Source organism: Pseudomonas sputi (assembly GCF_021603585.1).
Taxonomy (GTDB): domain Bacteria; phylum Pseudomonadota; class Gammaproteobacteria; order Pseudomonadales; family Pseudomonadaceae; genus Aquipseudomonas; species Aquipseudomonas sputi.
The window spans coordinates 115,433-132,589 of sequence record NZ_BQHI01000010.1 but is presented as its reverse complement, the minus strand read 5'-3'; the positions used below and the strand labels follow the sequence as shown (position 1 = coordinate 132,589).

Below are 17,157 nucleotides of genomic sequence, written 5' to 3'. Positions count from 1 at the left end.
CCGGCCGCCGTTCGACTGCGTTTTCTTGCGTGGAATAAAAATAATGAACCAGCCTCAGTCTGCTGTGGGTCACTGCCTCGACGTGCAGTCCTTCATCAACGCCCAACCGATCTCGCGCTATCAGTGGCGCGTCGTGATCCTGTGTTTCCTGATTGTGTTCCTCGATGGCCTCGACACCGCGGCCATGGGCTTTATTGCGCCAGCGCTTTCCCAGGACTGGGGCATCGACCGCGCCAGCCTCGGCCCGGTGATGAGTGCCGCGCTGATCGGCATGGTCTTCGGTGCGCTGGGTTCCGGTCCGCTGGCTGACCGCTTCGGGCGAAAAGTCGTACTGGTGGGCGCGGTTTTTCTGTTCGGTGCTTTCAGCCTGGCCTCGGCCTATGCCACCAACGTCGATCAATTGCTGGTGCTGCGCTTCCTCACCGGTCTGGGACTGGGCGCCGGTATGCCGAACGCCACCACGCTGCTGTCGGAATACACACCGGAGCGTAAAAAGTCGTTGCTGGTGACCAGCATGTTCTGCGGTTTCAACCTCGGCATGGCCGGCGGCGGATTCATTTCGGCCAAGCTGATTCCAGCGTTCGGCTGGCACAGCTTGTTGCTGATCGGCGGGATTCTGCCGCTGATCCTCGCCGTGGTGCTGCTGCGCTGGCTGCCGGAATCGGCGCGTTATCTGGTGGTGCGCAATCGCGGCACCGACAAAGTGCGCAAGACCCTTGCACCCATTGACCCTGCCACCGTTGCTCAGGCCGCGAGTTTCAGCGTGCCGGAACAGAGCACCGTAAAAGCGCGCAACGTGTTTGCGGTGATTTTCTCCGGCACCTACAGCGTCGGCACGTTGCTGCTGTGGCTGACCTACTTCATGGGCCTGGTGATCGTTTACTTGCTGACCAGCTGGCTGCCGACCCTGATGCGCGACAGCGGCGCGAGTATGGAGCAGGCGGCGTTCATCGGCGCGCTGTTCCAGTTCGGCGGGGTGTTGAGTGCGGTCGGCGTAGGCTGGGCGATGGATCGGTTCAATCCGCACAAGGTGATTGGCATTTTCTACCTGCTGGCCGGGGTGTTTGCCTACGCGGTCGGGCAGAGTCTGGGCAACATCACACTGCTGGCGACGCTGGTGCTGGTGGCGGGCATGTGCGTCAACGGCGCGCAATCGGCGATGCCGTCGCTGGCGGCGCGGTTTTATCCGACTCAGGGCCGGGCGACCGGTGTGTCGTGGATGCTCGGGATCGGCCGCTTCGGCGCGATTCTCGGAGCCTGGATGGGCGCGACCCTGCTGGGGCTGGGCTGGAATTTCGAGCAAGTGCTGACGGCGCTGGTGATTCCGGCGGGCCTGGCCACGGCAGCGGTGGTGATCAAGGGCCTGGTCAGTCACGCGGACGCGACCTGAGCTTGACTGCTTGCCTCAACGGATGCTCCGCGTTCTTTTCCCAGAACGGACGCGGAGCGTCCCGGGCTGCATTCCCACGCAGAGCGTGGGAACGATCAGCGCTTCTCCCGCACGCAGTGCGGGAGTAATCATTAGGCAGATAACAATCTGTTCGATAAACGAACACTCAGTCGATTATCGGATTGTTTGGCGAAAATCAGCGGCTTAATCTTCAGTGACTCCGGCGCAGAACCTCGCGCCTTTTTATCACTGGCGATCCACTACAAAAACGGGAGCCCGCTCCATGGCTGAGATCCTTTCGCTGCACGACGCGGTGAAGCAATTCGTCAACGACGGCGATACCGTCGCGCTCGAAGGCTTCACTCACCTGATCCCTACGGCGGCGGGTCATGAAATCATTCGTCAGGGCAAGAAAGATCTGACCCTGGTGCGGATGACACCTGACCTGATCTACGACCAACTGATCGGCGCCGGCTGTGCACGCAAGCTGATCTTCTCCTGGGGTGGCAACCCTGGCGTGGGTTCGCTGCACCGTCTGCGCGACGCGGTCGAGAAACAATGGCCGCATGCATTGGAAATCGAAGAGCACAGCCACGCCGACCTGGCCAACGCCTACGTCGCCGGCGCCTCCGGCCTGCCGTTTGCGGTACTGCGGGCCTACGCCGGTTCCGACCTGCCGAAGGTCAACCCGCTGATCAAATCCGTGACTTGCCCGTTCACCGGCGAAGTGCTGGCGGCGGTGCCGTCGGTGCGTCCGGACGTGACCGTGATCCACGCCCAGAAAGCCGACCGTCAGGGCAACGTGCTGCTGTGGGGTATTCTCGGTGTGCAGAAAGAAGCCGCACTGGCCGCCAAGCGTTGCATCGTCACGGTCGAAGAAATCGTCGATAACCTCAACGCGCCGATGAACGCCTGCGTGCTGCCGACCTGGGCCTTGAGCGCGGTCTGCCATGTACCCGGTGGCGCGCATCCGTCCTACGCCCACGGTTACACCGAGCGTGACAACCGTTTCTATCAGGCGTGGGATCCGATCGCCCGCGACCGTGAGACGTTTACCGCGTGGATCAACGAATACATCCATGGCTGCGCTGACTTCAGCGAGTTTCAGGCCAAGTTGGCCGCTGCTTCGGAGGCCAAGTAATGACTTACACCACCAATGAAATGATGACCGTTGCCGCGGCCCGTCGCCTGAAGAACGGCTCGGTGTGCTTCGTCGGCATCGGCCTGCCGTCGAAAGCTGCCAACCTGGCGCGCCTGACCTCGTCGCCGGACGTGGTGCTGATCTACGAATCCGGTCCGATTGGGGCCAAACCCAGCGTATTGCCCCTGTCGATCGGTGACGGCGAACTGGCGGAAACCGCTGACACCGTCGTGCCGACCGGTGAGATTTTTCGCTACTGGCTGCAGGGCGGGCGCATCGACGTTGGCTTCCTCGGCGCAGCCCAGGTCGACCGTTTCGGCAACATCAACACCACGGTGGTCGGTGATTATCACCAGCCGAAAGTGCGTCTCCCGGGTGCCGGTGGCGCGCCGGAAATTGCCGGTTCCGCCAAAAGCGTGCTGATCATCCTTAAACAGTCGGCGCGTTCGTTTGTCGACAAGCTCGATTTCATTACCTCGGTCGGCCATGGCGAGGGCGGTGATTCGCGCAAACGCCTGGGCCTGCCGGGCGCCGGTCCGGTCGGGATCATCACTGACCTGTGCATCATGGAGCCGGAAGAGGGCACCCACGAATTCGTAGTCACCGCACTGCATCCGGGCGTGACCCGCGAACAAGTGGTCGCCGCCACCGGTTGGCCGATCCGTTTTGCCGATAGCGTGGCTACCACTGCTGAGCCGACCGAGGTCGAGCTGACTGCTCTGCGCGATCTTGAAGCCCGCACCGCCGCGGCCCACGGCCAGGCACCGGGAGAAGCATGATGCGCGACGTTTATATCTGCGATGCGATTCGTACCCCCATCGGCCGTTTCGGTGGCGGTCTGGCGGCAGTTCGCGCCGACGACCTGGCCGCCGTGCCGATCAAGGCCCTGATGGAGCGCAACCCGTCGGTGGACTGGAGCGCCATCGACGAAGTATTTCTCGGCTGCGCCAACCAGGCTGGCGAAGACAACCGCAACGTGGCACGCATGGCGTTGCTGCTGGCCGGTCTGCCGGACAGCGTTCCGGGGGTCACCCTCAATCGCCTCTGCGCGTCGGGCATGGACGCTATCGGCACGGCGTTCCGCGCCATCGCCAGCGGTGAAATGGAGCTGGCGATTGCCGGCGGTGTCGAGTCGATGTCCCGCGCGCCGTTCGTGATGGGCAAGGCTGACGCGGCGTTCTCGCGCAACATGAAGCTGGAAGACACCACCATCGGCTGGCGCTTCATCAACCCGCTGATGAAGGCACAGTACGGCGTCGATGCGATGCCGCAGACCGCCGACAACGTCGCCGACGACTACGAAGTTTCCCGCGAGGATCAGGACGCTTTCGCCCTGCGCAGTCAGCAACGTACGGCTGCCGCCCAGGCTGCCGGCTACTTCGCCGAGGAAATCGTCGAAGTGCGGATTGCCCACAAGAAGGGCGAAACCGTGGTCAGCCAGGACGAGCATCCTCGCGCCGACACCTCGCTTGAAGCGCTGAGCAAACTGAAACCGGTCAACGGCCCGGACAAGACCGTCACCGCCGGCAACGCTTCGGGCGTGAATGACGGTGCCGCCGCGCTGATCCTGGCCTCGGCCGAAGCGGTGAAAAAACACGGCCTGACCGCCCGCGCCAAGGTGCTCGGGATGGCCAGTGCCGGTGTTGCGCCACGGGTAATGGGCATCGGCCCGGTGCCGGCGGTGCGCAAACTCACCGAACGCCTCGGCGTGGCCGTCAGCGATTTCGATGTGATCGAACTCAACGAAGCGTTTGCCAGCCAGGGTCTGGCGGTGCTGCGCGAGCTGGGACTGGCGGACGACGCGGCCCAGGTCAACCCGAACGGCGGCGCGATTGCCTTGGGTCATCCGTTGGGCATGAGCGGTGCGCGTCTGGTGCTGACGGCGCTGCATCAGCTGGAAAAGACTGGTGGCAAGAAAGGTCTGGCGACCATGTGCGTCGGTGTCGGCCAGGGTCTGGCCCTGGCCATCGAACGCGTCTGACGCAAGCCGTGACGAAAAAGAACAGAGGAAAGCGAAATGACTGACAAGCCTGGTTACCGCCGCCCGCAGGAAGGCACCCAGCCGCCGTACCTGCACCCGACCTATCAATCCACCAATCTGCGCTCGCCGTCCAAGCCGTTGGTGTTTCTGCCGCATTCGCTGTCGGAAATCACCGGCCCGACCATCGGTGCCGAACGTGTGGCCGACACCGACAACGATCTGACCGCCCAGCATCAGGGTGAACCGCTCGGTGAGCGGATCATCATTCATGGGCGTGTGCTCGACGAAGACGGTCTGCCGGTGCCGGGGATTCTGGTGGAGATCTGGCAGGCCAATGCCGCCGGTCGCTACAACCATGCCCGTGACCTGCACGACGCGCCGCTGGACCCGAATTTCACCGGCACCGGCCGCACCGTGACCGACGCCGACGGCTGGTATCAGTTCCAGACCATCAAGCCCGGCGCCTATCCGTGGGGCAATCACCACAACGCCTGGCGTCCGGCGCATGTGCATTTCTCGCTGTTTGGGCCGAGCATCCTGACCCGTCTGGTTACGCAGATGTATTTCCCGGGCGATCCGCTGCTGGCCTACGACCCGATCTACAACTGCGTGCCGGATACCTCGGCCAAGGAACGCCTGATCGCCGCTTTCGATCTGGAAAAAACCATTCCGTCCTACGCCCTCGCTTATCGCTGGGACATCGTGCTGCGCGGCCGCGAAGCCACGCCGATGGAGAAATGAGATGACCCTGACTGCGACCACGTCCCACACCGTCGGGCCGTATTACCACATCGGCCTGACCTGGCTGAACCGTGAAAACCTCGCCAACGAACTGACCCTCGGCCAGCGCGTGGCGATCACCGGGCAAGTGGTGGACGGCAATGGCGATGTCGTCAATGACGCCATGCTCGAAGTCTGGCAGGCCAACGCCGCCGGCAAATACGACCACCCGGAAGACGAGCAGGCCAAACCGCTCGACCCGAACTTCGAAGGTTTCGGCCGGGTGCCGGTGGACGCCGAAGGACGTTTCCGTTTCACCACGATCAAGCCGGGTACGGTCGAAGGCCTGAAGGGCTCGACCCAGGCGCCGCATCTGGTGGTGCTGGTGTTTGCGCGCGGTCTGGTGAAGCACTTGCTGACGCGGATTTACTTCGAAGGCGATCCGGCGAATGCCAATGATCCGCTGCTCGAGTGCGTACCGGCCGAGCGCCGCACCACGTTGCTGGCGAAACCGGATGCGGCGGGGGTTTATCAGTGGAATGTGATTCTGCAGGGCACAGATGCGGAGACCGTGTTCTTCGATTATTGAACCGGATACTGATCGTTCCCACGCTCTGCGTGGGAATGCATACCGTGACGCTCCGCGTCACAGTGGACGCAGAGCGTCCATGGCGGCGTTCCCACGCGGAGCGTGGGAACGATCAGAGATCGGGTCTGGTTGGTGATCCAATGTGGAACGGGATTGTTGCAAAGTGTGTCTAGACTCTCACTGTCCCTATCGAGTGAAAAACAATGACAACCCTCACCTCCCATTACACCGGTGAAGAGCGCAGCAAGCGCATCTTCGCCATTGTCGGGGCGTCGTCCTGCAACCTCGTTGAATGGTTCGACTTCTACGTCTACGCCTTCTGTGCGATCTATTTCGCCCCGGCGTTTTTCCCCTCCGACAACCCCACGGTGCAGCTGGTCAACACGGCAGGCGTATTCGCCGCCGGGTTCCTGATGCGACCGATCGGCGGCTGGATTTTCGGCCGGGTGGCGGACAAGCACGGGCGCAAGAACTCGATGCTGATCTCGATCCTGATGATGTGCTTCGGCTCGTTGCTGATCGCCTGCCTGCCGACCTACAACGATATCGGCGTCTGGGCGCCGCTGCTGCTGTTGTTCGCGCGTCTGCTGCAAGGCCTGTCGGTGGGCGGCGAGTACGGCACCACCGCGACCTACATGAGCGAAGTTGCGCTCAGGGGCCAGCGCGGGTTTTTCGCCTCGTTCCAGTACGTGACGCTGATCGGCGGGCAACTGCTGGCGGTGCTGCTGGTGGTGATTCTGCAGCAGTTCCTTTCTGAAGAAGAATTGCGTGCCTACGGCTGGCGGATCCCGTTCGTGGTCGGTGCGGGCGCCGCGCTGATTTCGCTGTTCCTGCGCCGCTCGCTGAAAGAAACCACCAGCAAGCAAATGCGCGAGAACAAGGACGCCGGCAGCATCCGCGCCTTGTTCCGCGACCACAAGGCTGCGTTCATCACAGTGCTCGGCTACACCGCCGGCGGCTCGTTGATTTTCTACACCTTCACCACGTATATGCAGAAGTACCTGGTGAACACCGCCGGCATGCACGCCAAGACCGCCAGCTACATCATGACCGGCGCATTGTTCCTGTACATGTGCATGCAGCCGCTGTTCGGCATGCTCGCCGACAAGATCGGCCGGCGTAACTCGATGCTCTGGTTCGGTGGCCTCGGCACGTTGTTCACGGTGCCGATCCTGCTCAGCCTGAAAAGTGTCGGCAGCCCGTTCCTGGCCTTCGTGCTGATCACCGTGGCGCTGGCGATCGTCAGCTTCTACACCTCGATCAGCGGTCTGGTGAAGGCCGAGATGTTTCCACCGCAAGTCCGCGCCCTCGGCGTCGGCCTGGCGTATGCGGTGGCGAATGCGATCTTTGGTGGTTCAGCAGAATACGTTGCTCTGAGCCTCAAGGCCGGCGGGATGGAAAACGCGTTCTACTGGTATGTCACGATCATGATGGCCGTGGCGTTCCTGTTCAGCCTGCGCCTGCCCAAAGAAGCGAAGTATTTGCACCACGACCTTTAAACCGATGCGCGCGGGCCACCACGGCCCGCGCCGGCAAGGACTGTTTATGACTCAGCGACCGGACAATCAATTGTTCGATGCCTACTTTACTGCCCGCGACATGCGCGAAGTGTTCTGCGATCAGGGCCGGGTGCAGGCGATGCTCGACTTCGAAGCGGCGCTGGCCCGGGCCGAGGCGCGGGTCGGGTTGATTCCGGCGGATGCTGTCGCGGCCATCGAAAACGCCTGCCGCGCCGGGCTGTTTGATTTCGCAGCGCTGGGCGAGGCGATTGCCACGGCCGGCAATTCGGCGATTCCACTGGTCAAGGCATTGGGCAAACAGATTGCCGCGACCGATGCCGAAGCCGAGCGCTATGTGCATCTGGGCGCCACCAGCCAGGACGTGATGGATTCCGGGCTGGTGCTGCAAATGCGTCAGGCGCTGGAGTTGATCGAAGGGGCGTTGGCGCAATTGGCCGACGCCCTCGCCATTCAGGCGCTGCGCCACGCCGCGACGCCGCTGGCCGGACGTACCTGGCTGCAACATGCGACGCCGGTGACACTCGGCATGAAGATCGCCGGTTGGCTCGGCGCAATCACCCGCAGCCGTCAGCGTCTGCGCGAGCTCAAACCTCGGCTGCTGGTGCTGCAATTCGGCGGTGCATCCGGCACCCTCGCGGCGCTCGGCGAACAGGCGTTGCCGATCGCCCAGGCGCTGGCCGAAGAACTGCAACTGAGCTTGCCGGAACAACCGTGGCACACCCAGCGTGATCGCATCGTCGAGTTCGGCGCGGTGCTCGGCCTGATCGCCGGCAGCCTCGGCAAATTCGGCCGCGACATCAGTCTGTTGATGCAGACTGAAGCGGCGGAAGTGTTCGAGCCGTCGGCGCCGGGCAAGGGCGGTTCCTCGACCATGCCGCACAAACGCAATCCGGTGGGCGCCGCGGTCCTGATCGGTGCGGCGACCCGTGTGCCGGGGCTGGTCTCGACGCTGTTCAGCGCCATGCCGCAGGAACACGAACGCAGTCTCGGTTTGTGGCACGCCGAATGGGAAACCCTGCCGGACATCTGCTGCCTGGTGTCGGGCGCGCTGCAACAGGCCCGGCTGCTGGCCGACGGTCTGGAGGTCGATGCCGCGCGCATGGCCCGCAACCTGGAATTGACCCAAGGCCTGGTGCTGGCTGAAGCGGTAAGCATCGTGCTGGCGCAACGGGTCGGTCGCGATACCGCGCATCATCTGCTCGAACAGTGCTGCAAACGGGCGGTGGCCGAACAGCGTCACCTGCGAGCGGTACTCGGTGACGAACCGCAGGTGACCGCCGAGCTGAGCGCAACCGAACTGGATCATCTGCTCGATCCCGCCCGTTACCTCGGTCAGGCGCAGGTCTGGGTCGAGCGGGCAGTGGCCGAACACAACGCATTGTCTGACTGAAAGGAGAGGGCTGTGGCTTTCGTTCAACTCGCCGACGGCGAACTGCATTACTCATTGGAAGGCCCGGTCGATGCGCCGGTACTGGTGCTGTCGAACTCGTTGGGCACCGACCTGCACATGTGGGACGTGCAGATGCCAGCCTTCACCGAGCACTTTCGCGTACTGCGTTTTGATACGCGCGGGCACGGCCAGTCGCTGGTGACGCCGGGCCCTTACAGCATCGAGCAACTGGGCCGCGACGTGCTGGCGCTGCTGGATGCGCTGCACATCGAACGCGCGCATTTCTGCGGCCTGTCGATGGGCGGCCTGATCGGTCAGTGGCTGGGGATCAATGCCGGCCAGCGGCTGAACAAACTGGTCGTCTGCAACACGGCGGCGAAAATCGGCGACCCGTCGGTGTGGAATCCGCGCATCGAAACCGTGCTGCGCGACGGCCCGGCGGCGATGGTTGCGTTGCGTGATGCGTCGATTGCCCGTTGGTTTACTCCGGACTTTTCTGCCGCTAATCCTGCCGCAGCGAAGCAGATCACCGACATGCTGGCCGCGACCCATCCTGAAGGTTACGCAGCCAATTGCGCGGCGGTGCGTGATGCGGACTTCCGCGAGCAGTTGTCGTCGATCAAGGGGCCGCTGCTGGTAATCGCCGGTATCGAGGATGCGGTGACACCACCGTCCGGCGGCCATTTCATTCAGGAGCATGTGAGCGGCGCCGAGTACGCCGAGTTTTATGCGGCGCATCTTTCCAACGTTCAGGCCGGCGACGCGTTCAGCGACCGTGTGCTGACATTCCTGCTGGCTGACTGAAGGGGATTTCCGTGGACGAGAAACAACGTTACGACGACGGCATGCAAGTGCGCCGCGCAGTGCTCGGCGACGCTCACGTCGATCGCAGCCTGACCACGCTGACCGAGTTCAACTCGGAGTTCCAGGAGATGATTACCCGTCACGCCTGGGGCGACATCTGGACCCGCCCGGGCCTGCCACGCCACACCCGCAGCCTGATCACCATCGCCATGCTGATCGGCATGAACCGCGAAGGTGAACTCAAGTTGCACCTGCGGGCGGCGGCCAACAACGGTGTGAGCCGGGGCGAGATCAAGGAAGTGATCATGCAGAGCGCGATCTACTGCGGGATTCCGGCGGCGAATGCGACGTTTCACCTGGCCGAATCAGTGTGGGATGAACTGGGTACCGAATCACGCGAGTGATCGTTGAACTCAAGGGATCGCAGCCTTCAACTGGCTGCGATCCTTTGAAACTCACACCTTGGCAACAATGAAAATCCGCTTGAACGCAAACAACGTATGGCCGTTTTCCTCCTGCGGATAATGCGCGTGCACCCGCATCAGGTAGTGATAAATGAAGCGCGCCTGTTCCTCTGACGTCAGTCCCTGCATCACCGGCCGCAGCGCCGAGACTTTCACCCAGTCATAAACCGGCGACTTGCCGTCTACCACCTGCAACTGCTCGGTTTCCCAAATATCCAGCGACTCGGTCAGCGGGGCCAGCAACCGGTAGTAATCCTCCAGCGACAACAACGGCCGCGCGGCCATGCGCTGGCGCAATTGTGCAGTGCCAATGGGGCGACCGCAGGGGCCGGCATCGTCGAGGGTGTCGAGCATCAGCTGATACCACAGTGCATCGCGCCAGTCCGGCATATGCGCGGCCAGGCACCCGCCGGGGTTGAGGTGGCGGAGCAACCCCGGCAACAGCGTTCGATGGTCATCGATGAAATGCAGCACGGCGGCGGCGAACAACAGATCGGCCCGTTTGCGGGGCTTCCAGTGTTGCAGTTCGGCGTGTTGCCAGCGTGCCTTGATCGGCAGGCAACGGGCGACCTGGAGCATGTCTTTCGAACTGTCGATGCCCTTGAGGTCTGCCTGGGGCCAGCGATCTGCCAGAGCCTTCGTGGCGATGCCGGTGCCGCAGCCGAGGTCGTAAATGCGTTTCGGATCGTTCAGTTCGACGCGGCCGAGCAATTCATCGACCGGGCGTTGCCTGAGACGGGAAAACTGCTGGTATGCCCTGGCGTCCCAGTCGGGTGTGGTGTTGAGGCGAGTGAGCATGAGGTGGTCCTCCGGTGATCAGCAGTGTCTTCCGATGACAGCCTGGCTCGAGTCTTGGGACCAACATCAACAGATAACGGAAGCGGGAAGGGTGGGGCGCCTGAGTCCTTCAGGTTTTTCCACTTTAATTGATGCCCGCTGAAGTGCCACACATCCTGACCGGTGGCACCTCAGCGGGATTGATGCCTACAGCAAACTGATCGGATAGCTGACGATCAGGCGGTTCTCGTCGAACTCGTTGTTGCTGAAGTCGCGGCGCATGGTCGAGTTGCGCCATCTGACGTTCAGGTTCTTCAGCGCGCCGCTCTGCACGGTGTAGCCCAGTTCCGATTCGCTGCCCCATTCCTTGCCGTCGGTGATGGTGCCGGTGTGCACGTTGTCGCCGCTGATGTAACGGTTCATCAGGGTCAGGCCGGGGATGCCCAGGGCAACGAAGTTGTAGTCGTGGCGGACCTGCCAGGAGCGTTCCTGCGCGTTGTCGTAGCTGGCGTTGTAGCTGTCGTTGGCCAGGGTGCCGCCGCTGGTGCCGTTGACGCGCATCCAGGCGCTGTCGCCGGTGAGTTTCTGCAGGCCGACGTAGAAGGTGTGGCCACCGTATTTTGCCGAGAACAGGCCTGACCAGGTCTTGTTGTCGAGCTCGCCGGCGCGGGCGCTGCCGTCGTCCTTGCCATAGAAGAAACCGAGGTTGGCGCCGAGGGTCCAGTCGCCGACTGGCTGACTGTGAATCAGGTTGACGTACTGCTGACTGTAGATGTCCTTGAGCTCGGCGTTCCACAGGCCGATCTGTGTGCGCTTGTCATTGAATACGTATTCGCCGCCCTGGAAGTTGAAGCGGTCGGAGGTGAACGCGGCTTTGCCGGTCATCGACATGTCGCTCATGCTGCTGTCGTCACGCGGGCTGTTGGCGCGGAACTGACCGCCGTAAAGGGTCAGGCCGTCGATTTCCTTCGAGGTGATCTGGCCGCCGCGAAAGGTTTGCGGCAGCGAGCGCCCGTCGTCGGAGCGCAGGATCGGCAGCACCGGCATCCACTCGCCGACCTTCACTTCGGTCTGCGACAGCTTCGCCTTGAACGCCACGTTGGTGCGGCCGAAGTTGTCCGCCGGGCGACCGTCATGATCCAGCGGCAGCAATTGCGTGCCGCCGGTGCCTTTACCGCCATCGAGCTTCACCGAGTACAACCCCAGCACATCCATGCCGAACCCGACGGTGCCTTGGGTGAAGCCGGATTTGGCGTCGAGGATGAAGTTCTGCGTCCATTCTTCAGCCTTGCCCTGAGCCTTGGTCGGGTTGGTGAAGTTGCGGTTGATGTAGAAGTTGCGCAGGTTCAGGTTGACCTTGGCCCCGTCGATAAAACCGGTTTCTTCTGCCGCAGCGGGCAGCGCGATGCCGGCCAGGGCGAGGGCGATCAGACCGGGAAGTGCGTAGGGCGCAGGGGAGGTTGTCATGGGCTCGGGTCTCTCTTGTTTTTTTGGGGCAAACGGGGGCGCTGCGGCCGTTTTTTGAGGCGCAGAAATGCGATGGAGTCAGAAGGCGAAACGGCGGCGATCAGCCGGATGGAGCAGGGCGCGGGAGCATGGTGTCGAACCTGTTGTTATTGGTTTTGTGGCTCGAATGGTGCGGGGCGTGGGTGAGGCGATTCAATCGGTGAAAGTGGATTTGGGGCGATTACCGAACGCAAGATTCGCAGGCAACAAAAAGCCCGCCAATCGGCGGGCTCCTTGTGTTCACCGAATGATCAGAACAACTTCATCTTCGGCGCTTCTTCTTTGAGCGGCTCGTTCTGCGCGGTCTGCGCATTCCAGCCGCCGCCCAGGGCCTTGTACAGGTTGACCGCACTGGTCAGCTGCGCGAGGCGGTCGGTGATCAGCGATTGTTGCGCGCTGAACAGCTGACGCTGGGCATCAAGGAAGGTCAGGTTGCTGTCGACGCCAATGCGATAGCGACGCTCGGCCAGGCGGTAGTAGTCCTGGTTGGCCTGAACGAAATCACGCTGGGCCTGCAACTGCTCGGTGTAGGTCTGGCGGGCGGCCAGGCCGTCGGCGACTTCCTGGAAGGCCGTTTGAATGGACTTCTCGTAGTTCGCCACGCCAATGTCCTTCTGGATCTTGGCGTAGTCGAGGCTGGCGCGCAGGCTGCCGGCGTTGAAGATCGGCAGGTTGATCTGCGGCTGGAACAGCCAGGTGCCCGAGCCGCCCTTGAACAGGCCGGACAGATCCGGGCTCAGGCTGCCCGCGTTGGCGGTCAGGCTGATGCTCGGGAAGAACGCCGCACGGGCCGCGCCGATGTTGGCGTTGGCGGCCTTCAGGTTGTACTCGGCCTGCAGGATGTCCGGACGGCGTTGCAGCAGATCCGACGGCAGACCGGCCGGCACGGCGGCCAGCAGGTCATCCGACAGCGGCTTGGCCGCTTGCAGGTTGGCCGGGATGCCGGTGCCGAGCAGCAGGGTCAGGCTGTTTTCGTCCTGAGCGACCTGGCGGGTGTAACGCGCCAGTTGCGCCCGGGCGTTCTCGACCGAAGTGCGCGACTGCGCCAGGTCCAGCGCCGAAGCCACACCGACTTCGTTGCTGCGGCTGGTCAGCTTGTAGCTTTCCTCGAAGGCACCGAGGGTGTCCTGCGTCAGCTTGAGCAGTTCCTTGTCGGCCTGCCAGGTCAGGTAGGCGTTGGCCACGCTGGCCACCAGGCTGATCTGGGTGCTGCGGCGCGCTTCTTCGGTGGCGAAGTATTGTTGCAACGCTTGTTCGCTCAGGCTGCGAACCCGACCGAACAGGTCGAGTTCGTAGGCGCTGATACCGACGGTGGCGGAGTAGGAACTGCTGATGGCCGCTTCACCGGTCTGCGACGCACGGGCCGGAACCCGCTGACGACTGCCGCTGGCATTGGCCGACACGGCCGGGAACAGGTCGGCGCGCTGGATGCGGTATTGAGCCGCGTAGGCATCGATGTTCAACGCCGCGACACGCAGGTCGCGGTTGTTTTCCAGGGCGACCTGGATCAGCTGTTGCAGGGCCGGGTCATGGAAAAACTGCTTCCAGCCCTGCTCGGCAGCGGCCTGCGCCGGTGCCTGGGCCGGCGAGTACGCCGGGCCCTGCGGGTATTGGCCTGCCACCGGTGCTTCCGGCTGCTGATAATCCGGTATCAGCGAGCAACCGCTCAGCACGAAGGCGGCGACTGCGAGGGAGAGTAGCGACTTGCTCATTGGCCAGCCTCTTTAGGAGTTTCTATGGCGTCATCCTTGCCGGCGTTTTTGCGCTGACCCATGGACGACACAGTGACGAAGAACAGTGGGACCCAGAAGATCGCCAGGATTGTTGCGGTGAGCATACCGCCAATCACGCCGGTACCGATCGCGTGTTGACTGCCCGAGCCTGCGCCGGTGGAGATAGCCAGCGGTACAACACCGAGGACGAAGGCCAGCGACGTCATGATGATCGGTCGCAGACGCATGCGACAGGCTTCGATGGCCGCATCGCGCAGGCTGCGTCCCTGCTCGTGCAATTCCTTGGCGAACTCGACGATCAGAATGGCGTTTTTAGCCGCCAGACCGATGGTCGTCAACAGACCCACCTGGAAGTACACGTCGTTCGACAGACCGCGCAGGCTGGTGGCCATCAGCGCACCGATGATCCCCAGCGGTACCACCAGCATGACCGCGATCGGAATCGACCAGCTTTCATACAGCGCCGCCAGACACAGGAACACCATCAGCAGCGACAGCGCGTACAGCGCCGGAGCCTGCGAACCGGACAGTCGTTCTTCGTACGACAGACCGGTCCACGAGATACCCACACCGGCCGGCAGCTTCTTGGCTATCGCTTCGACTTCGGCCATCGCCTCACCAGTGGAGTAACCCGGAGCCGGAGCGCCGAGGATCTCGACCGCTTCAACGCCGTTGTAACGCGCCAGCTTCGGCGAACCGTAGATCCACTCGCCCTTGGCGAATGCGGAGAACGGAACCATGGTGCCGCTGGCGTTGCGTACGTACCACTTCTTCAGGTCTTCCGGGTTCATGCGCGAGTCTGGCCGGCCCTGTACGTACACCTTCTTCACCCGACCGCGGTCGATGAAGTCGTTGACGTAGCTACTGCCCAAGGCAATCGACAGGGTGTTGTTGATGTCGGAGATGGTGATGCCCAGGGCACTGGCCTTCTCGTCGTCGATTTCCAGCTGGAACTGTGGTTCGTCGTTCAGACCGTTCGGACGAACCTGAGTCAGCACTTTGCTTTGAGCGGCCATGCCCAGGAACTGGTTGCGCGCCGCCATCAGTTTTTCGTGACCGATACCGGCGCGGTCCTGCAGGAACACGTCGAAACCGGTGGCGTTACCCAACTCCAGTACGGCCGGCGGGGCGAAGGCGAACACCATCGCATCGCGGAAGCTGAAGAAGTGCTGCTGGGCGCGGGCGGCGAGCTTGAACACGCTGTTGTCGGCGTTACGTTCGTCCCACGGCTTGAGCATGATGAACGCCATCCCCGAACTCTGGCCACGGCCGGCGAAGTTGAAGCCGGTCACGGTGAACACCGAGGCTACGGCGTCGCCTTCACCGCCGTCCTTGGTCGGACGCAGCAGGAATTCACGCATCTCATCCACCACCACCTGAGTGCGCTGGGCACTGGAGCCGGCTGGCGTCTGCACCTGGGCAAACAGAACGCCCTGGTCTTCTTCCGGCAGGAACGCGGTCGGAATGCGGGTGAACAACCAGATCATGCCGACCACGATCAGCAGGTAGGCCAGCAGGTAAGGGGCCTTGCGCTGCAGGATGTTGCCGACACCGCGCTCGTAGCCACGAACGCCACGGTCGAAGTTGCGATTGAACCAGCCGAAGAAGCCTTTTTTCGGCGCGCCGTGCTCACCGTGCGGGATCGCCTTGAGCATGGTGGCGCACAGCGCCGGTGTGAAGATCAGCGCGACCAGTACCGACAACGCCATGGCCGACACGATGGTGATCGAGAACTGCTTGTAGATCACACCGGTAGAGCCGCTGAAGAACGCCATCGGCAGCAGTACCGCCGACAGTACCAGGGCAATACCGACCAGGGCGCCCTGGATCTGGCCCATGGATTTCTTGGTCGCTTCCTTGGGTGACAAGCCTTCTTCGCTCATCACCCGCTCGACGTTTTCCACCACGACGATGGCGTCGTCCACCAGCAGGCCGATGGCGAGCACCATACCGAACATGGTCAGGGTGTTGATGCTGAAACCGGCCGCCGCGAGGATGCCGAACGTACCGAGCAATACCACCGGCACGGTCATGGTGGTGATGACGGTGGCGCGGAAGTTCTGCAGGAACAGGAACATCACCAGGAACACCAGCACGATCGCTTCGACCAGGGTTTCAACCACACCCTTGATCGACTCGGTCACCACCGGGGTGGTGTCGTACGGGAACACCACTTCCATGCCTTGCGGGAAGAATGGCTTGAGGTCGTCAATCGTCTTGCGCAGAGCCTTGGCGGTGTCGAGGGCGTTGGCGCCGTTGGCCAGTTTCACCGCCAGACCGGAAGCCGGGCTGCCATTGAACTGGGCGCTGATCGCATAGTTCTCGCCACCCAGGCCGACGTCGGCGACGTCTTTGAGGCGAACCTGCGAGCCGTCTTTGTTGACCTTGAGCAGAATCTCCTTGAACTGCTCGGCAGTCTGCAGACGGGTCTTGCCGATGATCGTGGCGTTCAGTTGCTGGCCCTGCACGGCAGGCAAGCCACCGAGCTGACCGGACGAAACCTGGACGTTCTGCGCCGCAATCGCGGTTTTCACATCGACCGGGGTCAGGTTGAAGTTGTTCAGCTTGGCCGGGTCGAGCCAGATGCGCATCGCGTACTGGGCACCGAAGACCTGGAAGTCACCGACACCGGCGGTCCGCGAGATCGGGTCCTGCATGTTCGACACGATGTAGTTGGACAGGTCGTCCTTGGTCATGCTGCCGTCACGCGAGACCACGCCGATCACCAGCAGGAAGTTCTTCACTGCCTTGGTCACGCGGATACCCTGTTGCTGCACTTCCTGCGGCAGCAGCGGGGTGGCCAGGTTCAGCTTGTTCTGGACCTGGACCTGCGCGGTGTCGGAGTTGGTGCCTTGCTCGAAGGTTGCGGTGATGGTCATGCTGCCGTCGGAGTTACTTTCCGAGGACACATAACGCAGGTTGTCGATACCGTTGAGCTGCTGCTCGATCACCTGGACCACGGTGTCCTGAACCGTTTGTGCCGAAGCACCCGGGTAGGTCACGGAGATCGCAATGGCCGGTGGCGCAATGCTCGGGTACTGGTTGATCGGCAACTTCAGGATCGAAAGTGCCCCGACCAGCATGATCACCAGGGCAATTACCCAGGCGAAAATCGGACGGTCGATGAAAAATTTTGACATGG

14 protein-coding genes are annotated in these 17,157 nt (G+C 62.5%); 10 read left to right on the top strand and 4 right to left on the bottom strand.

The features are described from left to right. The first annotated feature begins 43 nt into the window (after window positions 1–43). The 10 genes from pcaK to pcaC all read left to right on the top strand — a co-directional run bounded on the left by pcaK (window position 44) and on the right by pcaC (window position 9,939). Window positions 44–1,390: a 4-hydroxybenzoate transporter PcaK gene (gene pcaK / locus L6D81_RS16375; protein WP_236181034.1), complete on the top strand. Its 1,347-nt coding sequence runs from the start codon at window positions 44–46 to the stop codon at window positions 1,388–1,390. Between the two features lie 283 nt (window positions 1,391–1,673). Then, the gene (locus L6D81_RS16370; RefSeq protein WP_003222404.1) at window positions 1,674–2,531 is read left to right on the top strand and encodes a CoA transferase subunit A; all 858 of its coding nucleotides are present in this window, start codon (window positions 1,674–1,676) and stop codon (window positions 2,529–2,531) included. Further along, window positions 2,531–3,310 carry a CoA-transferase subunit beta gene (locus L6D81_RS16365; RefSeq protein ID WP_039771422.1) on the top strand — a complete coding sequence of 260 codons (780 nt, stop codon included), beginning with the start codon at window positions 2,531–2,533 and terminating at the stop codon, window positions 3,308–3,310. Before L6D81_RS16370 ends, L6D81_RS16365 begins: the two co-directional genes overlap by 1 nt. After that, window positions 3,307–4,512 (top strand): 3-oxoadipyl-CoA thiolase, encoded by a 1,206-nt coding sequence (pcaF, locus tag L6D81_RS16360; RefSeq protein ID WP_236181032.1) that lies wholly within the window; start codon window positions 3,307–3,309, stop codon window positions 4,510–4,512. Before L6D81_RS16365 ends, pcaF begins: the two co-directional genes overlap by 4 nt. Window positions 4,513–4,548: 36 nt before the next feature. Continuing rightward, window positions 4,549–5,253 (top strand): protocatechuate 3,4-dioxygenase subunit beta, encoded by a 705-nt coding sequence (pcaH, locus tag L6D81_RS16355; RefSeq protein WP_011332820.1) that lies wholly within the window; start codon window positions 4,549–4,551, stop codon window positions 5,251–5,253. Window position 5,254: 1 nt separating this feature from the next. Further along, a complete protein-coding gene (pcaG, locus tag L6D81_RS16350; RefSeq protein WP_236181030.1) occupies window positions 5,255–5,821 on the top strand; it encodes a protocatechuate 3,4-dioxygenase subunit alpha in 567 nt (188 codons plus the stop codon). 203 nt (window positions 5,822–6,024) lie between these two features. Beyond that, entirely contained in the window at window positions 6,025–7,320 is a 1,296-nt protein-coding gene (locus L6D81_RS16345; protein WP_236181028.1) for an MFS family transporter, read from the top strand. A gap of 46 nt (window positions 7,321–7,366) precedes the next feature. Then, complete coding sequence (locus tag L6D81_RS16340; RefSeq protein WP_236181026.1) at window positions 7,367–8,731, top strand: 3-carboxy-cis,cis-muconate cycloisomerase; 1,365 nt, start codon at window positions 7,367–7,369, stop codon at window positions 8,729–8,731. Window positions 8,732–8,743: 12 nt separating this feature from the next. Further along, the gene (pcaD, locus tag L6D81_RS16335; RefSeq protein WP_236181024.1) at window positions 8,744–9,535 is read left to right on the top strand and encodes a 3-oxoadipate enol-lactonase; all 792 of its coding nucleotides are present in this window, start codon (window positions 8,744–8,746) and stop codon (window positions 9,533–9,535) included. A gap of 11 nt (window positions 9,536–9,546) precedes the next feature. After that, window positions 9,547–9,939, top strand: a complete 393-nt coding sequence (pcaC, locus tag L6D81_RS16330) for a 4-carboxymuconolactone decarboxylase (RefSeq protein ID WP_011332825.1) — start codon at window positions 9,547–9,549, stop codon at window positions 9,937–9,939. 51 nt (window positions 9,940–9,990) lie between these two features. Here the strand turns inward: pcaC and L6D81_RS16325 are convergent, their stop codons facing one another. The 4 genes from L6D81_RS16325 to emhB form a co-directional block, all read right to left on the bottom strand. Further along, the gene (locus tag L6D81_RS16325) at window positions 9,991–10,797 is read right to left on the bottom strand and encodes a methyltransferase domain-containing protein (RefSeq protein WP_236181022.1); all 807 of its coding nucleotides are present in this window, start codon (window positions 10,795–10,797) and stop codon (window positions 9,991–9,993) included. Between the two features lie 186 nt (window positions 10,798–10,983). Beyond that, window positions 10,984–12,243, bottom strand: coding sequence for an OprD family porin (locus L6D81_RS16320; RefSeq protein ID WP_236181020.1), 1,260 nt, complete (start codon window positions 12,241–12,243; stop codon window positions 10,984–10,986). A 290-nt stretch (window positions 12,244–12,533) separates the two neighbouring features. Continuing rightward, window positions 12,534–13,994, bottom strand: a complete 1,461-nt coding sequence (gene emhC, locus L6D81_RS16315) for an efflux RND transporter outer membrane subunit EmhC (protein ID WP_236181018.1) — start codon at window positions 13,992–13,994, stop codon at window positions 12,534–12,536. Next, entirely contained in the window at window positions 13,991–17,155 is a 3,165-nt protein-coding gene (gene emhB / locus L6D81_RS16310) for an efflux RND transporter permease subunit EmhB (RefSeq protein ID WP_236181016.1), read from the bottom strand. Before emhB ends, emhC begins: the two co-directional genes overlap by 4 nt. Between the last annotated feature and the right edge of the window lie 2 nt (window positions 17,156–17,157).

Excerpts from the sequence above, each read along its gene's own strand:
- pcaK (WP_236181034.1), top strand. The coding sequence starts at position 44 with ATGAACCAGCCTCAGTCTGCTGTGGGTCACTGCCTCGACGTGCAGTCC.
- L6D81_RS16370 (WP_003222404.1), top strand. The coding sequence starts at position 1,674 with ATGGCTGAGATCCTTTCGCTGCACGACGCGGTGAAGCAATTCGTCAAC.
- L6D81_RS16365 (WP_039771422.1), top strand. The coding sequence starts at position 2,531 with ATGACTTACACCACCAATGAAATGATGACCGTTGCCGCGGCCCGTCGC.
- pcaF (WP_236181032.1), top strand. The coding sequence starts at position 3,307 with ATGATGCGCGACGTTTATATCTGCGATGCGATTCGTACCCCCATCGGC.
- pcaH (WP_011332820.1), top strand. The coding sequence starts at position 4,549 with ATGACTGACAAGCCTGGTTACCGCCGCCCGCAGGAAGGCACCCAGCCG.
- pcaG (WP_236181030.1), top strand. The coding sequence starts at position 5,255 with ATGACCCTGACTGCGACCACGTCCCACACCGTCGGGCCGTATTACCAC.
- L6D81_RS16345 (WP_236181028.1), top strand. The coding sequence starts at position 6,025 with ATGACAACCCTCACCTCCCATTACACCGGTGAAGAGCGCAGCAAGCGC.
- L6D81_RS16340 (WP_236181026.1), top strand. The coding sequence starts at position 7,367 with ATGACTCAGCGACCGGACAATCAATTGTTCGATGCCTACTTTACTGCC.
- L6D81_RS16325 (WP_236181022.1), bottom strand. The coding sequence starts at position 10,797 with ATGCTCACTCGCCTCAACACCACACCCGACTGGGACGCCAGGGCATAC.
- L6D81_RS16320 (WP_236181020.1), bottom strand. The coding sequence starts at position 12,243 with ATGACAACCTCCCCTGCGCCCTACGCACTTCCCGGTCTGATCGCCCTC.
- emhC (WP_236181018.1), bottom strand. The coding sequence starts at position 13,994 with ATGAGCAAGTCGCTACTCTCCCTCGCAGTCGCCGCCTTCGTGCTGAGC.
- emhB (WP_236181016.1), bottom strand. The coding sequence starts at position 17,155 with ATGTCAAAATTTTTCATCGACCGTCCGATTTTCGCCTGGGTAATTGCC.